This window comes from Nonomuraea sp. NPDC049709 (assembly GCF_040674815.1).
In the GTDB taxonomy this organism is placed as follows: domain Bacteria; phylum Actinomycetota; class Actinomycetes; order Streptosporangiales; family Streptosporangiaceae; genus Nonomuraea.
Genome location: NZ_JBFANM010000019.1, coordinates 67052 through 86735, shown reverse-complemented (window position 1 = coordinate 86735; position 19684 = coordinate 67052). Strand labels below are relative to the sequence as shown.

Annotated in this window: 12 protein-coding genes; 10 read left to right on the top strand and 2 right to left on the bottom strand. The window is 73.1% G+C overall.

All coding sequences use genetic code 11. The annotated features are described in order from the left end of the window. Positions 1-5: 5 nt before the first annotated feature. From AB0J69_RS20720 to AB0J69_RS20710, 3 genes are all read left to right on the top strand, one after another. Positions 6-2993 (top strand): BTAD domain-containing putative transcriptional regulator, encoded by a 2988-nt coding sequence (locus tag AB0J69_RS20720; RefSeq protein WP_364119290.1) that lies wholly within the window; start codon positions 6-8, stop codon positions 2991-2993. A 73-nt stretch (positions 2994-3066) separates the two neighbouring features. Beyond that, a complete protein-coding gene (locus AB0J69_RS20715) occupies positions 3067-3666 on the top strand; it encodes a hypothetical protein (RefSeq protein ID WP_364119287.1) in 600 nt (199 codons plus the stop codon). After that, positions 3650-4192 carry an OmpA family protein gene (locus tag AB0J69_RS20710; protein ID WP_364119286.1) on the top strand — a complete coding sequence of 181 codons (543 nt, stop codon included), beginning with the start codon at positions 3650-3652 and terminating at the stop codon, positions 4190-4192. The genes AB0J69_RS20715 and AB0J69_RS20710 overlap by 17 nt, the downstream gene beginning before the upstream one ends. A gap of 114 nt (positions 4193-4306) precedes the next feature. On the opposite strand, the gene AB0J69_RS20705 is transcribed toward AB0J69_RS20710, so the two are convergent. Further along, positions 4307-5413 (bottom strand): trypsin-like peptidase domain-containing protein, encoded by a 1107-nt coding sequence (locus AB0J69_RS20705; RefSeq protein WP_364119283.1) that lies wholly within the window; start codon positions 5411-5413, stop codon positions 4307-4309. 18 nt (positions 5414-5431) lie between these two features. Beyond that, positions 5432-6862, bottom strand: coding sequence for an AMP-binding protein (locus tag AB0J69_RS20700; protein WP_364119280.1), 1431 nt, complete (start codon positions 6860-6862; stop codon positions 5432-5434). 575 nt (positions 6863-7437) lie between these two features. Here AB0J69_RS20700 and AB0J69_RS20695 point away from each other — a divergent pair. The 7 genes from AB0J69_RS20695 (at position 7438) to AB0J69_RS20665 (ending at position 19682) form a co-directional block, all read left to right on the top strand. Beyond that, the gene (locus AB0J69_RS20695; RefSeq protein ID WP_364119278.1) at positions 7438-8289 is read left to right on the top strand and encodes a hypothetical protein; all 852 of its coding nucleotides are present in this window, start codon (positions 7438-7440) and stop codon (positions 8287-8289) included. Between the two features lie 74 nt (positions 8290-8363). Beyond that, a complete protein-coding gene (locus AB0J69_RS20690) occupies positions 8364-10541 on the top strand; it encodes an acyl-CoA dehydrogenase (protein ID WP_364119275.1) in 2178 nt (725 codons plus the stop codon). Between the two features lie 65 nt (positions 10542-10606). After that, positions 10607-12136, top strand: coding sequence for a hypothetical protein (locus tag AB0J69_RS20685; RefSeq protein WP_364119272.1), 1530 nt, complete (start codon positions 10607-10609; stop codon positions 12134-12136). A gap of 125 nt (positions 12137-12261) precedes the next feature. Further along, on the top strand, positions 12262-12393 hold the full coding sequence (locus AB0J69_RS20680) for a hypothetical protein (RefSeq protein WP_260477562.1): 132 nt from the start codon (positions 12262-12264) through the stop codon (positions 12391-12393). Between the two features lie 85 nt (positions 12394-12478). Then, entirely contained in the window at positions 12479-13699 is a 1221-nt protein-coding gene (locus tag AB0J69_RS20675; RefSeq protein WP_364119269.1) for a glycosyltransferase family 4 protein, read from the top strand. After that, entirely contained in the window at positions 13696-17835 is a 4140-nt protein-coding gene (locus AB0J69_RS20670) for an alpha-(1->3)-arabinofuranosyltransferase family protein (RefSeq protein ID WP_364119266.1), read from the top strand. Before AB0J69_RS20675 ends, AB0J69_RS20670 begins: the two co-directional genes overlap by 4 nt. Further along, positions 17832-19682, top strand: a complete 1851-nt coding sequence (locus AB0J69_RS20665) for a hypothetical protein (protein ID WP_364119263.1) — start codon at positions 17832-17834, stop codon at positions 19680-19682. The genes AB0J69_RS20670 and AB0J69_RS20665 overlap by 4 nt, the downstream gene beginning before the upstream one ends. Positions 19683-19684: the final 2 nt, after the last annotated feature.

Here is a 19684-nt window from a genome sequence, read left to right as displayed (position 1 = left end):
AGCCGGTGAACGTGCGATTCGGCGTCCTCGGACCGCTGCGGATCGACGGCGGCCAGGCACCCGGCCCGGCCAAGCACCGTACGTTACTGGCCGCGCTGCTGCTGTCCGCGCGCGAGCAGGTGCCGGTCGACCGGCTGCTGTCCGTGGTGTGGGACGACCGGCCGCCGGCGTCGGCGGAGTCGGTGCTCAGGGTGTACGTCAGCGCGTTGCGCAAGCTCGTGGACGGGATCCGTACCGTGCCCGGCGGTTACCTGCTCGACGTGGAGCGGGACGACGTGGACTGCCACCGGTTCGAGCGGCTGGTCGCCGAGGCGCGGCGGGCGCGGGCGGCGGGCCGGGTGGCGGAGGCGGCCGACGGGTTCAGGGCTGCGCTGGGGTTGTGGCGGGGGCGGGCGCTGGTCGACGTCGAGTCGTCGGCGCTGCTCCGGGCACACGGCGTACCGCTGGAGGAGCTGCGCCTGACCGCGCAGGAGGAGCGGGTGGAGCTCGACCTGCAGCTGGGCCGGGGCGCGGAGGTGGTCGGCGAGCTGCGGGCGCTGGTCGGGGCGCACCCGCTGCGCGAACGTGCCTGGGTACGCCTCATCGAGGCCCTGCACCAGGCCGGGCGCAGGTCGGAGGCGCTCGGGGCCTACCAGGAGGCGCGGCGGACGCTGGTCGAGGAGCTCGGGCTGGAGCCGGGGGCCGAGCTGGCGGCCGCCCACCAGCGGGTGCTGGACGGGACGGGCGGGCGGGTCTCGCCGGTTGACGAGCTTCCTCCCGACATTTCCGACTTTGCCGGGCGGCGGCCGGTGCTCGATTGGATCGCCGGGATGGCCGGTGAGCGCGCCTCCGCGCCCGTACACCTGGTCCTGCACGGCCCGCCGGGCTGCGGGAAGTCCGCCCTCGCCGTGCACGCCGCCACCGCGCTCGAACGCCCCGACGGCCGCCTGTACGCCTCCCTCGGGGGCCGGCCGCCGGGCGCCGTGCTCGAAGACCTGCTGCGCTCGCTCGGCTGCCCGGACGGCGCGGTGCCACCCGCGCTGGACGACCGGGTACGCCTCTACCGCAGCACGACGGCCCGCAGGCGGCTGCTCGTCGTGCTGGACGACGCCGCCGACGAGGCCCAGGTACGCCCCCTGCTGCCCACCGGGCCCGGCAGCCTCACCCTGGTGACGAGCCGGTCGCCGCTGGCCGGGCTGGAGGCGGCGCGGGCGTACGAGCTGGGGCTGCTCGACGAGGACGAGGCCGTGGCCCTGCTCGGCGGGGTGGCCGGGCACGAGCGGGTACGCGCCGAGCCCGAGGCCGCCCTGCGCATCGTCCGGCTCTGCGGTCACCTGCCGCTGGCCCTGCGCATCGCCGGATCCCGGCTGGCCAGGAAGCCCGGCTGGACGCTCGACCACCTCGCGGGGCGGCTGGGGGACGAGCGTCGCCGGCTCGACGAGCTCAGCGCCGGCGACCTGGCCGTGCGAGGCAGCCTCGCGCTCGGCTACCGGGGCCTGCCGGAGGCGGAGCGGCGGCTGCTGCGCGGGCTCGGCGCGCTGTCCGCGCCCGACTTCGCGCCCTGGGTGTTCGGGACGGACCTGGAACCGCTGGCCGAGGCGGGGCTGCTCCAGTCGCGCGGCCTGGACGAGGCGGGCCAGGAGCGGTACGGGTGGCACGACCTGACCCGGCTCTACGCCGCCGAACGGCTGGCCGAGGAGGACGGCGGTCCGGCCGGCGTGCTGGCGGCCAGGGCGGGCGAGATCCTCGACCGGGCCCGGCGGGGCTGGGCGTCCCTCCTCCCCGCCGAACCCGGCACCGGCCGCACCGAGGTCCACCCGCCCGAACCCGCCTCCGACCCGGACGGGCTGTGGCGGGAGGCGACGGCGGCGGGTTCCGGGCTGGAGACGGGGTGGCTGCGGCAGGAGGCGCGGTGGCTGGGCGCCGAGCGCCGGTTCCTCGTCGCCACCGTCGCGGACTTCTTCCGGGCCGGGCTGTACGAGGCCGCGTGGCGGCTGGCCTTCTACCTGACCCCGCTCCTCGAACTGGGCGCCCATCACGACGACTGGCACGCCACGACGGCGACCGGGCTGGACGCGGCCAGGGCGGCGGGGCACCGGCACGGGGAGGCGCTCCTGCTGCGCGGCCTGGCCGACCTGCACCGGGCCGAGGGCCGTCTTGAGGCGGCCGCCGCTGCGTTGAGAGCGGCTCAGCCGCTGGTGGAGGGGCTGGAACTGGCCCGCATCACGCTCCGCCTGGGCCTGGTCCAGGCCGCGACGGCCACCGGCCCGCACGCCCGGGAGGCGACCGGCCCCCAGCCGGAATGGGCAACGGGGTCGGGCGCCGGCGGTGCGGGGTCCGGCGCGGGGGATGCACAGCGGGGCGCGGGCGGTGCGGGGTCCGGCGCGGGCGGAGTGCGGGGTGCGGGGGGCGTGCGGTCGGGGCGGGTGCGGGAGGCTGAGCGGGCGTTCGTGCGGGCGTTGCGGGTTTTCGAGGAGGCCGGGGACCGGCGCGGGCGGGCGGACGCCCTGCGTGCGCTCGGCGCGTTGCTCGGCGACGAGGGCCCGCTGGGCGAGAGCCTGGCCGCCTACCAGGACCTGGGCGACCCGCGAGGCGAGGCGGAAGCGCTGCTGGACCTGGCCCGGCTGCATCTCGCCGCCCGCCGCCATCCCCAGGCCCGCGAGTGCGTGGAGCGCCGCCTGCGCATCAACCGCCGCCTCGGCGACCGGTTGCCGGAGGCGGTGGCGCTGCTCGTACTCGCCGAGATCGCCGGGCTGGAAGGCGCCCCCGAGGCGGCCGAAGGGGCGGCGCGGGCGGCGCTGGAGACGTTCACCGCGTACGGCGACCGCAGGAGCGCGGCGCGAGCCCGGCTGGCGCTCGCCCGGGCCGCACTCGACCTCGATCACCTCGATCGGGCGGTTGAGACCCTGATGAGAGCTATGGGAGAGTTTGACGGCCTCGGCGACGAACACGGCAAGGCCGAGGCCGAACGGCTCGTGCGGGAAGCTGATAGGCGGCGTGGTCAGCGGATATAGCGGACTATGCACATCCTGAAGGTCGCTTCCGTACGGTGAGGGACACATTCCCGACGACGAAGGTGACCACATAATGCGAAAGACGATCGCGCTGGCTGTCGCGGCCGTCGCGCTGACGGGATGCGGCATGATCCCCGGCCAGCAGGGCGGAGGCGGCGAGGAGCGGCAGTCGCAGGCCGCCGCGGCGACGGAGGGTCAGCCGGCCGACCAGCAGACCACCGCCCCGGCGGAGCAGCAGCAGACCGCGCCCCCGCAGGACACCAAGGTGATCGCCAGCCGCGAGGTCAAGGTCGGCTCGGGCGACACGTACGGCAAGGCGAAGGTGGAGATCACCGCCCTCAAGCGCCAGGGGCGCACGGCCAGCCTCAACTGGACCGTCACCGCGACCGACGGCAAGGTCAACATGCACAACGGCATGGGCAGTGCCGTCCTGGACTTCACCGTCTCGGGCGTCTCCCTGATCGACCCGGTCAACGCCAAGCGCTACCGGGTGGCCCGCAACGGCACCGGACAGGACGCGGAGTGCGTCTGCTCCGGGACGCAGGGGCAGTTCCTGGAGTCGGGGGAGGCGGTCACGCTGTACGCGGTGTTCGCGGCGCCACCGGCGGACGTCACGAAGATCAATGTCGAGATGCCGATGATCGGCGTGCTCACCGATGTTCCCATCTCTTAGCGTCGCGCTGGCCCTCGTCCTGTCCCCGACCCCCGTGCCGTCCGCGCCCTCGGACGCGACGGGCGCGGTGGAGAACCTGGTGCTGCCCGTCGAGGACATCATCGGCGAGGTCGAGTCGATGGACGGCACCGAGAGCGAGACCAAGCAGGGGCGGCAGGTGACGGTGGCGGTGACCAGCGACGTGCTGTTCGCGCTGGACAAGTGGCAGCTCACCGCCAAGGCCCGGCAGCGGCTGGCGAAGGTGGCCGCGAAGGTCGAGGCCGAGGCGGCGGGCGGGGTCGTCAAGATCGAGGGGCACACCGACGACCAGGGCACCGACGCCTACAACGTCACGCTGTCGCAGCGGCGCGCGCAGGCCGTGCAGACGGTCATGCGGGGGTTGCTGACGACCGCGGGCGTGACCCTGGAGGCAAGCGGGTACGGCGAGAGCCGGCCCAAATGGCCCAACGTGGTCGAGGGCAAGCCGGTGGAGAAGAACCGGGCCAAGAACCGCCGCGTCGAGATCGTCTTCACCGCCAAGCAGTGAGCCCGCCGGGCGGCGAGCCCGCCGTGCGGTGAGCCATCGCGCGGTGACCCCACCGCGCAGTGAGCCCGCTGAGCGGTGAGCGCCCCGCCGGGACGTCAAGCGCCCCGCCGGGCGTCAGTCGCCCTGCAACTGCCCCAGCCGTACGTTGATCGTCTGTGTCGTCCCGTCCGCCCGGAGGACCCCCACCCGGGCCCGGTCTCCCGGCCTCAGGGTCGTGATGGTCTCGGCCAGGAGCGCCATCGTCGGGGTCTTCGTGCCGTTGATCGAGACGATCACGTCACCGGGCCGGATCCCGGCCTTCGCGGCACCGCTGCCCGCCTCGACCGTGACCACCCCGACCCCGCTCGGCTGCCCGTCAGTGCCGATGACCGTGCTGCCGCGGATGCCCAGCGCGGCCCGGTGGCTGTTGGTGACCTTGCCGTCCTTGACGATCTGGCGGGCGATGTCGGTGGCGGTGTTGCTCGGGATCGCGAAGCCGATGCCCGGTGCGGCGCCCCCGCCCAGGTCGGGGTCGGTGGCCGCGAGCGTCGGGATGCCGATCACGTGCCCCGACAGGTCCACGAGGGCCCCGCCGCTGTTGCCCGGGTTGATCGCGGCCGAGGTCTGGATCGCTCCGGCGATGGTGGCGCCGGGGGAGCCGGGGTTCTGCGGTTCGGTGACCGTACGGCCGAGGGCCGAGACGATGCCGTTCGTCACGCTGCCCGACAGGCCCAGCGGGTTGCCCATGGCGAGCACGATCTGCCCCACCCGCAGCTTGGACGAGTCGCCGAACCGCGCGGGACGCAGCCCGTCGGGCCGCTCCACTTTGATCACCGCCAGGTCCCCGGCGGCGAAGGACTTGACCAGCCGGGCCGGTCGAGGGGCCCCGCCGGTGGCGATGGTGACGTTCATCTCCTTGGCCTGGCCGACCACGTGCGCGTTGGTGACGATGTGGCCCTTGGAGTCGAACACGATGCCGGAGCCGAGCCCCACCTTCGTGGTGATCTGCACGATGGACGGCAGGACATCCGTGATGACCCGCTCGAACGCCGCCTCCAGCGCCTGAGGGGAAGCCGTCGGAGTGGCCGGCGGCGTCGTGCCCGTGGTAGTGGGCCCCGTGGTGGTGGGGCTCGTGGCGGTGGGCACGGGGGACGGCGTGGCGGTGCCGGTGGACGTGGGAGGAGGCCCGCAGCCCGCGATCAGTACGGTGGCGGCGACCAGTCCCGCGACGATCTCCCTCATGGGAGATGACTGCCCAGCTCAGCTCGAAAGATACGTTTCCCGGACGTTTCGCCTGCTCAGCTTGCCTGTCGGCGTACGGGGCAGGGTCTCCCGGTACTCGATCACCCGCGGGTGTTTCAGCCTGGCCAGCCGGGGCGCGCAGTGCCGCAGCAGCTCGGCCGTGAGCTCCTCCCCGCCGGAGATCCCGGCCGCCGGCTGGACGAGGGCCACGACCTTGTGCCCCCACTCGGGATCGGGTACGCCGATCACCGCGACGTCGGCCACGGAGGGATGTTCGAGCAGGGCGGCCTCGATCTCGGCCGGATAGATGTTGACCCCGCCGGAGATGATCAGGTCGGTCCGCCGGTCCAGCAGGTACAGGTAGCCGTCGTCGTCGAGGTAGCCGATGTCGCCGGGCGTGTAGTCGCGGCCGCGCATGGCGGCCGCCGTCTTGCCGGGGTCGCCGTGGTACTCGAAGCGGTTGATCCCGCCGATGTACACCAGCCCGGGCGAGCCGGGCGCGACCTCCTCGCCGTCCTCCCCGACGATCGTGAACGACATGCCGTCCAGCGCCTTGCCGACCGTGCCCGGCCGGTCCAGCCACTCCTGGGACGACACCATGGTGGCCACGGCCGCCTCCGTGGAGCCGTAGTACTCCCACACCACCGGACCCAGCCAGTCGATCATCGCCTGCTTGGTGGCCGGCGGGCAGGGGGCGGCCCCGTGGTAGAGGTGGGTGAGGGAGGACAGGTCGTACCTCTCCCGGTCCGGCACCGCCAGCAACCGGTGGAACATCGTGGGCACCATGAACGCGTTCGTCACCCGATACCGCTCGATCAGCTCCAGCGCGGCGGCGGCCTCGAACCGGTCGGGCGCCACGATCGAGTGCCCGAACTGCAGCGCCATCATGGCCTGCCCGTACGGCGCCGAGTGGTAGAGCTGCGAGCACACCAGGTGCACCCCGCCCATCGGCAGCCCGAAGTGCCGCCAGCTCTTGCGCATCAGGATCGGGTACAGCTCCTCCGGCGTCAGGTCCAGCAGCCGCCGGCGTACCCCCTTGGGCCGGCCGGTGGTGCCGGAGGTGTAGAGCATCATCGACCCGGCCCGCCGGTGGCCGGGCGCGGTGGCGGGCTGGTCCGCGACGAGCTCGCCGACCGTGAGGGCGTCCGGGGAGATCACCACCTTGGCCCCGCAGTCGGCCACGATGTACTCGATCTCCTCGGTGGTGAAGTGCCAGTTGACGGGGACCAGGTAGACCCCGATCTGGTACGTGGCCAGCATCATGGTGAGGGCGTCGAGCCCGTTCTTCAGCACGGTCACCACGCAGTCACCGGGACCGGCTCCGCGCGAGGTCAGGCCGTTGGAGGCCCGGTTCACCCGGTCGAGCAGCGCTCCGTACGTCGTGCCCTCGTCACCGAGGAGGGCGGGGCGTTCAGGGTCGTTGGCCGCGATCTCGTAGAAACCCCTCATGTTGGCAGACCTTACAGAATTAGATTCTGCAGGGGGAATAGAGGAATTATCCCGCTCCGTCGTGACGTAACCTCAAGGCCATGGCGGACGACGGCGACCAGAGACGAACGTATGAATCACCCACCACTCCGTTCCGCAAGATCGTCCTGCCCGCGGAGGAGACGGTCAAGATCACCCGTCCGCCCGCCCCGGAGTCGTCCAGCCCGGTAAAGCCGCAGAGCAAGGGCTCGGCGCAGTCGCCGACCCAGCCCTCGGCCCAATCGCCGGCCCAATCGCCGGCACAGTCACCGGCCCAGCCGTCGGCCCAGTCGCCGACGCAGTCACCGGCCAAGTCGCCCGCGCAGCCGTCGACGCAGCCTCCGGCCAAGGCTCCGGGGCAGGGTCCCGTCCAGGGCGCGGGTTCGGGTCCGAACTCCGGCCCGCCGTCGGGACCGAATCCGAATCCGAATCCGGGCCCGGGGCCGGGGCCGACGCAGGTCGCGGGACCCGGCGCGGGGCCGGGACAAGGTGCGAGACCGGGGCAGGGCTCGGGGCCGGGACAAGGCGCTGGGCAAGGTGCGGGGCCCGGGAACGGCTTGGGGCAAGGCGCGGGGCCGGGGCTGCCGCCGCCGCAGCAGTTCGGGCAGCCCCCGTCGCGGACCATGGCGCCGCTGCCGCCCCCACCCCCGCCGCGCCGCCTCGGCGACATCCCGATCAAGGCCGTCTACCTCCTCGGCGCCATCCTCGCCACGGTGCTGGCCGTGCTGCTGGTCTTCGTGGTCTTCTCCGGCGACGTGCCGACCCGGCAGCAGGCGGACGAGCAGGTGGTCCCGGTCGCGCCGGTGCCCAGCAGCTCGGCGGCGCCCACGCCGTCGGTCAGCCCGACCCCCACCGAGAGCCCGATCGTGCTGCCCCCGGTGCCGGCGAGCAAGAAGTACGCGACGCTGTCCGGCACGGCGTCCCTGGTCACGGGTGTCATCACCGACAAGACCGTCGGCATCACCTACCCGAGGCTGGGCTCGCCGTGGAAGGCCAAGTCGTTCCCGCCGTTCTCGATCGCGCAGCGGATCGGCAAGGTGGCCATCCCGCACACCGTGATCGCCTCGGCGATGTACCCCGGCGAGTCGCCCGAGAAGAAGCCCAGCTCGAACGCCGACTACCGCGACATCGCCACCCAGGCCGCCCGCTGGTCGATCCGCACCCAGTACCCCAAGGGCGCCACCCTCCAGTGGACCGCCTCGCAGAAGATCCCGGTCGGCAAGGGCTGGACGCTCGGCTACAAGGTCACCTACACCTTCGACGGCAAGGAGCAGGAGGCCCAGGCGATGGTGACGATCATCGAGGTCGGCAAGACCAAGCCGGCGATGCTCATGGCCTCGATCCCCGAGACGAACAAAACCCGCTGGCGCGACCTGAACACCCTCGTGCAACAGGTTCGTCCGCTCTAACCGGCCGCTATGCCAGAAGCATCCTCTAGAATATGGTTCTGGGCATGCACTCAGACCTGGCTGGAGGATGAGCAATGGCAATCGGGTTGAGCGAGGAGCACGAGGCGCTCCGCGAGTCGGTGAGCGGCTGGGCCGAGCGGAACATTCCCTCGGAGTCGCTGCGCGCCGGAGTTGACGGGCGCCCCGCGTTCTGGTCCGGCCTCGCCGAGCAGGGGCTGCTCGGCCTGCACGTGCCCGAGGAGTACGGCGGCTCCGGCTACGGGCTGCTGGAGGCGGCCGTGGCCGTCGAGGCACTGGCCGAGCGCATGGCCCCCGGGCCGTACGTGCCGACCGTGCTGGCCAGCGCCGTGATCAACGCCTCCAAGCGCCCCGAGCACCTGGAGTCGTTCGCCGACGGCACCCTGACCGGCGCCGTCGCGCTGACCGGCGCGCTGACCGGCACCCGCACGGAGGACGGCTCCCTGATCGTTTCCGGCACGGCCGAGCCCGTGCTCGGCGGCTCGCTGGCCGACTCGCTGGTGCTGCCGGTCGCCACGGCCGACGGCGAGGAGTGGGTCCTCGTCGACGCCTCCTCCGCCACCGTCACCGAGGTGAAGTCGCTCGACCTCACCAGGCCGGTGGCGAAGGTGGAGCTGTCGGACGTGGTCGTCCCCGCCGAGGGCATCCTGGGCGGCGTCGAGAGCACCGACGTGCGCAACATCGCCGCGATCCTGCTCGGCGCCGAGGCGGCGGGCCTGGCCTCGTGGTGCGTCACGGCCGCCGCCGACTACGCCAAGGTACGCGTCCAGTTCGGCCGCCCGATCGGCCAGTTCCAGGGCATCAAGCACAAGCTCTCCCGCATGCTCGTGGCCCTTGAGCAGGCCGGGGCCACCGTGTGGGACGCCACCCGCGCCCAGGGCAAGGAGCTGGAGTTCGCCGCCGCCGTGGCCGGGGTCATGGCGCCCGACGCCGCCGTGCAGTGCGCCAAGGACGCCATCCAGACCTTCGGCGGCATCGGCTACACCTTCGAGCACGACGTACACCTCTACTACCGCCGCGCGCTCACCCTGCGCGCCCTGCTCGGCTCGTCCGCCGAGTGGGCCGCCACCGTGACCGCGCTGTCCCTGCAGGGCGTCTCCCGCGAGATGGAGATCGACCTGCCCGAGGACGCCGAGGAGCTGCGCGAGTCGATCCGCGCCGAGATCGCGGAGATCGCCCAGCTGGAGGGCAAGGAGCAGAAGCGGGCACTGGCCGGCCGCGGGTTCGTCATGTCCCACCTGCCCAAGCCGTGGGGCCGCGACGCCAAGCCGCTGGAGCAGGTGCTGATCGCGCAGGAGCTCAAGGCCGCCAAGGTCCGCCTGCCCGCCATGATCATCGGTGCCTGGGTGGTGCCGTCCATCGCCATGTACGGCACGCCCGAGCAGCAGGAGCGCTTCCTGCCCAAGACGCTCAGCGGCGAGATGATCTGGTGCCAGCTCTTCTCCGAGCCCGGCGCCGGCTCCGACCTGGCCTCGCTGCAGATGAAGGCGGAGAAGGTCGAGGGCGGCTGGCGGCTCAACGGCCAGAAGATCTGGACCTCCGTCGCCCACGTCGCCGAGTGGGGCATCTGCATCGCCCGCAACTCGAACGAGGGCTCCAAGCACGAGGGCATCACGTACTTCCTGGTCGACATGAAGGCCCCCGGCGTCACGGTCAGGCCGCTGACCGAGATGACCGGCGAGAACCTGTTCAACGAGGTCTTCCTCGACGACGTCTTCGTGCCGGACGACCTGGTCGTGGGCGAGGTCGGCGAGGGCTGGAAGGTCGCCCGCAACACGCTGTCGAACGAGCGCGTCTCGCTGTCGTCCGGCTCGGGCGGCACCGGCGCGTCGGTGCCCGACCTGCTGGGCCTGGTCGGCCGGCTGGGGCGGGAGCTGACGCCGGTGGAGGCGCAGCAGGTGGCCGAGGTGGTCTGCGAGGGCCACTCGATCAACGCGCTGTCGCTGCGGGTGACGCTCAAGCAGCTCGCCGGGGGCGAGCCGGGCGCGGACGCCTCCGTACGCAAGCTGCTGTCCACCTCCCACGCCCAGCACGTCTCCGAGACCGCGGTGGACCTGCTCGGCCCGGCCGCCGTGATCGCCGCGGACATGAAGCTCGGCGACGCCGGCTACTGGAACCGGGCGGTGCTCGCGACCAGGGCGATGACCATCTACGGCGGCACCACGGAGGTGCAGCTCAACATCATCGGTGAGCGCATGCTGGGCCTGCCCAGGGACCCCGAGCCCGGCAAGTAACACATGTGACCCCGCGGCGGCTACTCTCCCCTGTGCCTGGAATGTCCGGGAGCAGGGGAGAGGCGGTGTTCGTGACCCGCGGGCAGGAGTGGCTCGCGCGGCTGGCTCCCGCGCTCCTGGGCGCCGGCCTGGCGGCGCTGGCGCTGGGGCCCGCCCTGGGCTGGGGGCTGGTGCTCCGCTACGACCTGCTCTTCGTGCCCGGCGCACCGCTGCTGCCGGACCGGGGCGGCTTTCCCCGTGCCGTGCCCAGCGACCTGGTCGTGGCGCTGCTGTCGCGGGTGCTGCCCGTGGAGATCGTGCAGAAGGGGTTCCTGGTCGCGATCTTCGTGCTGGCCGCGTCCGGCGCGGCGGCGCTGGTGCCGCCGGAGCGCCGGCTCGCGCGGCTGGTCGCCGCCGCCTGCTATGCCTGGAATCTCTATCTCGCGCAGCGACTCATGCTCGGCCAGTGGGCGCTGCTGCTCGGCGTGGCCGGCCTGCCGTGGGCGGTGCGGGCCGCCGGCCGGGGCCCGGCCCGGCTTCTCCTCGCGCTGATCCCGGCCGCGATCGGCGGGTTCCAGGCGATGCTGGTCTCGGCGCTCACCCTGCTGCCGGTCGCCGTCGCCCGGCGCAGGACGCTCGTGACGGCCGGGGTCCTGGTCCTGCTCAGCCTGCCCTGGGCGATCCCCGCGCTCGGCTCGGGGGCGGTCACGGACCCGGCCGGGGTGGACGCGTTCGCCGCCCGGGCCGACGGGCCGTTCGGCGCGCTCGGCAGCCTGCTCTCCCTAGGCGGCATCTGGAGCGCAGACGCCGGCCTGCCCGGCCAGGAGTCCTGGTGGACGGCCACCGCGCGGCTGCTCCTCGTGGCCGCGGGCCTCTACGGGTACGCGAGGCTGCGGTCGGAGCGGTCGGAGCGGCCGGAGCGGCCGGAGCGGCCGGAGCGGCCGGAGTGGTGGGGCGGGCTCGCCGTGGCCGCCGCGGGCGGGTTCTGCGTGGCCGCGCTGGGGGCGTTCCCGGCGGGGCGCGCGGCGCTCAAGTGGCTCATCACGCTGTGGCCGGGGTTCGGGCCGCTGCGCGACGGCCAGGTCTACCTGGCGCCGCTGGCCCTGCTGGTCGCGGTCGGCCTGGCCGGCGTCCTGCGGTCGGGCGCCTCCGCAGTGGTGGGGATCCTGGCGCCGGTGCTGGTGCTGCCCACGCTGGCGTTCGGGGCGTTCGGCCGGCTGGCGGCGGTCACGTACCCGCCGGACTGGGTGGCCGTGCAGCGGATCGTCAACGGCGATCCCGCGCCCGGAGCGCTGCTGTCGCTGCCATGGGGCGCGCACCGGTCCTTCGCCTGGAACGGCGGGCGGATCGTGCTCGACCCGGCCACCAAGCTCTTCGAGCGACGGGTGCTCTGGGACGACACGCTCTACGTCGGGCTGCCGGACGGCGGGCGGTTGCGGGTGCGCGGCGAGGACCCGCTCAACCGGCGCGCGGGCGACCTCCTGGCCGCGGGCGACTACGCGCGGCTCCCGGCCCGGTACGTGCTGATGCCGGCAAGTCAGAACGGGTTCCTACTCGAACAGGCAGGCTGGAAGACCATTTTCCGCGGAAAAGAGCTCCACTTGCTGCGGCGTTGACCGGCTGTTTTGTGATATACCGGAGAGTAACTTGCTTTATCACGGTTTGACCAATGTTATGGATTCGAGCCGGAACACGTTCTAGTCTCGGCACACTGCGCCACTGATCGGAAGGGAGTGCTCTGTTGTTGCGACTTCTCGTGGCCCTGGCCATCGGAGCTCTGCTGGCGGTCGGAGCCTCCGTCGCGGTGGTCAACGTGGCATCGCCCTCTCTGACCCCGCCGAACCAGCCGTTGTACAACTACGGCACCAGGTGATCCTTCCCGCTTGAGGGGCCATCCCAGCTCGACAGCACGGAGGGTGGCTCCGCCATGCCCGCATGCTCGCTGACGAGGAGTGACGGTGGTCTTTACCGGTGAGCACCGGGGGGAGGCGGCCCAGCTGGCCGCGCCGCGCACCCGCGGCGAAGAGGGGGGCGAACGCCCGCTCACGGGCGTCCGTATCGCGATGCTCAACTTCCGCGAGCCCCGGCAGTCCACCGCCGGCGGCGCGGAGGAGTACGCCTGGCAGGTCAGCCGGCACCTGCTGGCCCAGGGGGCCTCGGTCGTCTTCGTGACCGGCCGCCAGCGGGGGCAGCGCCGCGCCGAGGTCCTGGAGGACATCGAGCTGCGCAGGATGGGCAACCCTTATCTGGTTTACCTTCTGGTGCCGCTCTGGCTGCTGTTCCACCGGCGCAGCGTCGACGCCGTAATCGACACGATGAACGGCATCCCGTTCTTCTCCCCCCTTGTCGTACGCCGCCACACCCCGGTGTTCTGCCTCGTGCACCACGTGCACAACCGGCAGTTCCACGCCTTCCTGCCCCGGTGGCTGGCCAGGATCGGCTGTTTCGTCGAGGGGCCGGTCGCCCGGCTGCTCTACCGCCGCTGCCTGACGATCACGGTCTCCGAGTCGTCCGCCCTGGAGCTGCGCCGCAAGCTGCGCTGGCTCGCCCCGATCACGGTCGTGCCCAACGGCTGCGTCGAGCCCGTGCCGGCCGCGCGGGAGTCCGGCCAGGACGGGCCGTCGATCGTGTACGCCGGCCGCCTGGTCGGTCACAAGCGCATCGAGCGGGTCGTCGACCTGGCCGCCGAGCTGGGCGAAGCGTGGCCCGGACTGCGGGTGCACGTCGTCGGGCGCGGCCCCGAGCACGGCCCGCTGGCCCGGCGGATCGCGGCCATGGAGCTGGGCGGGCGGGTCGAGCTGCACGGGTTCCTGCCGGAGGCGCGCAAGAACGCGCTGCTCGGCGCCGCGCGGCTGAACGTGACCGCCTCGGAGTTCGAGGGGTGGGGGCTCACCGTGATGGAGGCGGCCGCGCTCGGGGTGCCGACCGTGGCCTACGACGTGGCGGGGCTGCGCGACTCCGTACGCGACGGCGTCACCGGCTGGCTGGTGCGTGACGGGGAGAGCCTGGCGGACGTGGTCGAACGTGCGCTGAAGGAGCTGGCGGATCCGGACCGCCGGGCCGCGATGGCCGGCGCCTGCCGGGCCTGGGCGGCCGAATTTACGTGGAACCGAACTGGAGCTAGCATAACCGGACTTATCCTGGCGAAACTCCAAGATCGCGGCGGAGCCTATCAGTGACCCAAGCCTCGTCTGGACTCCGGGGGGAGCTCGCGGAGTCCACAGCCGAGAGCTACGAGGCACGGATCAGGCACAGGCTGCGACTGCTCGCCTCCTGCCTCCTGCTCGGGGCCATCGCGTTCAACACCTCGACCGAGAAGATCATCCCCGAGACCAAGCTCGACATGGCGGTCAACCCGCTGGGCTTCCTCGGCCGGGCCCTGCACCTCTGGGACGGCGCCTACTTCGGCCACCTGCAGAACCAGGCGTACGGCTACCTGTTCCCGATGGGACCGTTCTACGCGCTGTTCCTCAAGCTCGGCATGGAGTCCTGGGCGGTCCAGCGGCTGTGGATGTCGCTGGTGCTGTGCACCGCGTTCCTCGGCGTGGTCCAGCTCGCCCGCGCGTTCGGCATCGGCGGTCCGTACGGCCGGGTGATCGCCGGCTTCGTGTACGCCCTCGCCCCGCACGCGCAGGCGCTGATCGGCATCAACTCCTCGGAGTTCCTGCCCAGCGCCGTCCTGCCGTGGATCGTTCTCCCCCTGGTCAAGGGGGCCCGGCACGAGCTGCCCGCGCATCGGGCGGCGGCGCTGTCCGCGCTCGCCTTCCTGTTCTGCGGCGGCGTCAACGCCGTGGCCGAGGCCGCCGTGCTCGTCGTCCCGCTGCTCTACCTGCTGACCAGGCGATCGGGGGCCGGCAAACGCCGGCTGATCGCCTGGTGGCTGCCGCTCATCGCGCTCGCCTCGCTGTGGTGGGCCGCGCCGCTGCTGACGCTCGGCGGCTACATCTTCTCCTTCCTGCCGTTCATCGAGACCGCCAGCGCGACGACCGGCGTGACCTCGCTGGTCAACGCCCTGCGCGGCACGTCGAGCTGGCTCAGCTTCCTGACCGTGGACGGGCAGACCTGGCTGCCCGACGCCCACCAGCAGGCCACGGTCCCCTGGCTGGTCGTGGTCACCGCGGCCGTGTCGGCGCTCGGTTTCGCCGGCCTGACCCTGCGCCGGATGCCGGAGCGCCCCTTTCTCCTGATCAGCCTGGTGTGCGGGGTGGCCGTCATCACGACCGGCCATCCGGGCACCCCCCACCACGAGCTCATGGTGAACCTGCTGGACGGGCCGCTGGCGGCCTTCCGCAACCTGCACAAGTTCGACGCCCTGATCAGGCTGCCCGTGGCGCTCGGCGTCGCCGGGCTGCTCTCCCTGGCCCACCTGCGCTGGCGCAGGCCGCTGACCGTCGCCGCGGCCGGGCTCATGACCCTGTCGAGCCTGCCGATCCTCTACGCGGGGCTCGCGCCCACCGGTGGCTTCACCGCGATCCCCGACTACTGGAAGCAGGCCATCTCCTGGCTGGGGAACAACGCCGGGAACGGGATGGTGCTGGCCGTGCCCGGGGCCAAGCGCGGCGAGTATCTCTGGGGACGCCCCCTGGACGAGCCGCTGCAGGCGCTCTCGCAGACCCGCTGGGCCACGCACACCATCGTGCCGTGGGGGTCGGCCGGCATCTCGCGGGTCATGGCCGCCATCGACGAGCGCCTGTCCACCGGCAAGGGCTCCGCGGGGCTCACCGCCACGCTGCGCCGGATGGGGGTGTCGTACCTGGTCGTGCGCAACGACCTGGACCGCGCCACTATCGGCACCGCCTGGCCGGCCCGCGTGCACCAGGCGCTGGAGGACTCGCCCGGCATCTCGCTCGCGGCCCAGATGGGGCCCGGCGTGGGCATCGGCCGGTACGGCAGGGCCGCCGCCTGGCTGGACCAGCCGTACCACGCGGTCGAGATCTACCAGGTGGCCGGCGCCGCGCCGCTGGTGGGCACCGTCGACGCCACCCGCCCGCTGCGTGTGGGCGGCGCCCCCGAGGCCGTGCTCGACCTGGCCGAGCAGGGCCTGCTGGACGACGACCGCCCGGTCCTGCTCAACGACGACTCCGGCCAGGTCGAGGTGCCCGCGCACGACACGGTGCTGACCGACACGCTGCGCCGCCGCGAGCTCTCCTACCCTGACCTGCGCCGCAACGCCAGCGCGACGCTCACGGCCGGCGAGCCGTTCAGAGGCTCCTCGCCGTCGAACGACATCCTCGACCCCTCGTGGACGAAATACCTGGCCACGGCCGGATTCACCGGGATCGCGAACGTCACCGCGTCCACCTCGGAGGCGGACGTCACGGCGGCGCCCGGGAGCAGGGAGCCCGGCCACCAGCCGTTCGCCGCGCTCGACGGCGACCGGCGGACGAGCTGGCGCTCCACCGGCTGGAACGGCGCGGAGGGCGAATGGCTGGAGGTCACCTTCAGCACGCCCCTGACGGTCCCCACGATCCACGTGGCCTTCGAGAACTCGCCGATCGGCCCCGCGCCCACCGAGGTGGCGGTGGAGACGGACACCGGCTCGCTGCGCCAGCGCGTACGCGCCACCTCGGACCCGCAGGAGCTGGTCGTGCCGAAGGGCCCGATCAGCCGGCTGCGGCTGGAGGTGCTCGCCACCGCCGGCGAGCAGCCGGGCAGGCTCGGCGGCCGGGTCGGGATCACCGAGCTGACCGTCCCCGGCGTGCAGGCCGGCCGCACGATCACCGTGCCCGACCCCCGCGCGGGCTCGGTCGAGCCGGCCACGATCTCGGTCGGCCGGACCGGCGACGTCCCCGGCTGCGTCAAGGGCTCGGTGGCCTGGAGCTGCGCCCAGGGCCACGAGGTCCTTGGTGACGACGGCAACGGCTTCGACCGCACGTTCACCGTCAGGAAGGACGGCTCCTACGACGTCTCCGGCCGTACGGTGCTCACCGACCGCACCGCCATGGAGCGGCTCAGCGCGCTGCCCGGCGACTCCATGAAGGTGGCGGCGTCCTCGACCTCCGTGCAGCACGGCGCGGCCGGCGGCCGGTGGGCGTTCGACGGCGACCCGAAGACCGCCTGGTTCGCCGACCCGCTCGACCCCCGGCCCACGCTGAGCGTCGACCTCGCCCGCAGGACGCGGCTGTCGCAGATCCGCGTCGTCACGCCCGACTCCTACGTCGGCGCCCCGCCCATCCGGGTGACGATCCGGGCCGAAGGCGGGGTCAGGCAGAGCTGGGTGGGCAAGGACGGCCTCATCCGCTTCCCGGCCATGACCGCCCAGAAGGTCCGGCTGGAGTTCGGGGCGTCGGGCGGGCGGGCCATCGAGATCAGCGACGTCGCCTTCCCCGGGGTCCGCCCGCTCGGCGCGCTGACCGGCTTCCCGCTGAGGCTGCCCTGCGGGTACGGCCCGACGCTCACCGTGAACGGCCGGGACGTGCACACCCAGGTCGTCGACGGCACGCTCAATGACGTGGTCACCGGCAAGCCCGTCGCGTTCACGAGCTGCGAGCCGCTGCGGCTGGAGGCCGGCCAGGGCCGGATCACGGTGCGGACGGGAGACGCCTACCGCATCGAGTCCGCGGTCGTCGGCCCCAGCTCCGACGCCCGTCAGGCGGCGCCCGTGGAGATGCGCGAGGTGTCCGTGGACTCGTGGGAGGCCGGCGAGCGGGTGATCAAGGTCGGCGTCACCGACGACTCCTACCTCGTCGTCAACGAGAACTTCAACACCGGGTGGCGGGCCAGCATCGGGACCACCGAGCTGAAGCCGGTCCGGCTGGACGGGTGGCGGCAGGCATGGTTCCTGCCCTCGTACACCGCCGGCACCGTCACCCTGACCTACGAGCCCGACGAGTCCTACCGTGCCCGCCTGGCGGCGGGTGGCGGGCTCGCGCTGCTGGTCGCCGTGCTCGCCCTGGTTAGGACGGGCCCGCCCGCGCGGCACCTCGCGCCGGTGCGGCCGGCCCGCCTGCGCGCCAGCATCGTCCTGCCCTTCGCCGTCGCCCTGGGGTTCTGGACCGGCGGGGTGGCGGGCGCGGCGGTCGTCGGCGCGGTCTGCGCCCTGGGATCGTGGCTGCGGCCGCTGCGCGGCGCCGAGCACGCGCGCGTCGGCCCCCGCGTACGGCTGCTGCTCGGCCCCCAGGCCGGAATCGTCCTCTACCTGGTCGCGGCGGCCTGCGTGGCGGCCGGCATGGACGGCCTGTGGCCGCAGCTCCTCTGCCTGCCCCTGCTCGCGCACCTGCTCGCCGAGATCCCCGCCCGGCGGGCCCCGCGCAGGCAGGCCCCGGTTCCCGTCCCCGTCGCCGCCGGCGGCCCGACCATGACGAGTGTCCCGTGACCGAGACGACCAAGCCGCGCACCGGGATGGTCCTCACCGTCCCGGCCCCATTGGCGCGCCTGGCCGGGGCCGTGTCCCGGTGGGTGCGCGGGCGCGGCGTCCTGCTGGTCGCGCTGGTGCTCATCGCCGCGAGCCTGGCGTGGAAGGCGGCCATCGTCTCGTCCTCCTACTTCAAGGAGGACGACTTCGAGTTCGTGGCCAGGGCGATGGAGAGCGAGCTCTCCTTCGACTACCTGACCCGCATCCACTTCGGCCAGTTCATGCCGGGCGGCTTCCTGCTCGCCTGGCTCACGGCCCGGCTGGAGCCCTTCGGCTGGGGGTACGCGGCGGGCGGGATCCTGGTGCTGCACGCCTTCGCCGCCCTCGCGGTGCTGCGCATGCTGCGCGTGGTGTTCGGCCGGCGGCCGGCCATCCTCGCACCGCTGCTGATCTTCCTCGTCGCGCCGATCGCCGTGCCCGCGCTCGTGTGGTGGGCGGCGGCGCTCAACACCGTCTTCCTGCAGATCGCCCTGCCGATGGCGATCGCCTCGCACTGGCACCACCTGCGTACCGGGCGGATGCGGCACGCCCTGGCGGCGGCGTTCTGGGTGCTGTTCGGGCTGCTGGGATTCGTCAAGGGCTTCGCGCTGCCGCTGCTGCTGCTCGCCCTCACCGCGATCTACCACGGTGGCCTGCGTACGGCGCTGCGCAGACACCTGCCGGCCTGGGCCGCGTACGTGACCGTCGTCGTCGCCTTCGGGGCGCTCTACGTGCAGCGCTCGCTCTCCGCGCCCAACACCGGCGGGCTGCCGATCTTCGACCAGGCCACCGGCTTTCTGTGGGAGCTGCTCGGCAAGACGTTCGCCACCACCGTGCTCGGCGGCCCGTGGCGGTGGTTCGCGGGCGGCGACTGGGGGGTGGCCTCGCCGCCCCTGGCGGTGGTGATCGCCTCGCTCGTCACGCTCGCGGCCGTGGTGCTGGTCACCTCGCACTACCGCAGGCGGGCCGGGGCGGCCTGGGCGATGTTGCTGGGATACGTCCTCGTCGCCGATGCCCTGCCCGTGCTGTGGGGGCGGGTCCACCTGCTGGGCTCGTTCGTCGGCACCGACACCCGGTACCTCGCCGACGCCGTCCCCCTGGTCGCCCTGGTGGCGGGCCTCGTGCTGCTGCCGGTGGAGGGCGAGGCGGAGCCGTACCGCAGGGCACTGCCCGCCAGGGAGCGGGTGAGCGGGGTCCTCGGCGCGGCGCTCGGGCTGTTCGTGGGGGCGTCGCTGGTGTCGGTCACGCTCTTCGCCGGCTACCTGGGCGCGGACCGCCGTCACCGCTACATCGAGACGGCGAGAGCCGAGCTGGCGAGGACGCCGCCCGACGCCGTGATCTACGACCGGCTGGTGCCGTCCGAGGTGCTGCCGAACAGCTACCGGACCTACAGCCTGACCTCCAGGGTGCTGGGCGCGATGGCCTCCCCGCAGCTCAGGGCCAGGATGCAGGCGCCGCCCGCGGCGCTCGACGGCCTGGTCTTCGACGAGCGGGGCCGCCTGCGGCCGGTGGACGTGCAGGGCATTACGCTCGCCCCCACCACGAAGGACCGCTGCTGGCCGGTCACCGGCGGGACCGTGCAGGTGCCGCTGGACAACCGGGCCCGCCGCGTCGAGGGCACCCTGGTCCGGCTCGGGTACGCGGCCCGCACGGACGCGGAGGTCACGCTGTGGATGGGCGAGCGCGCCACTGACGTGCGGCTGCGGGCGGGCCTGGGCCAGGTGTTCCTGCTCGCGGTGCCGGGCGCCGACCGCATCGTGGTCCAGGACGTGCCGAAGGGCGTGTGCTTCGGCGACGTCACGCCGGGTCAGGCGGTGCCGCGACCATGAAC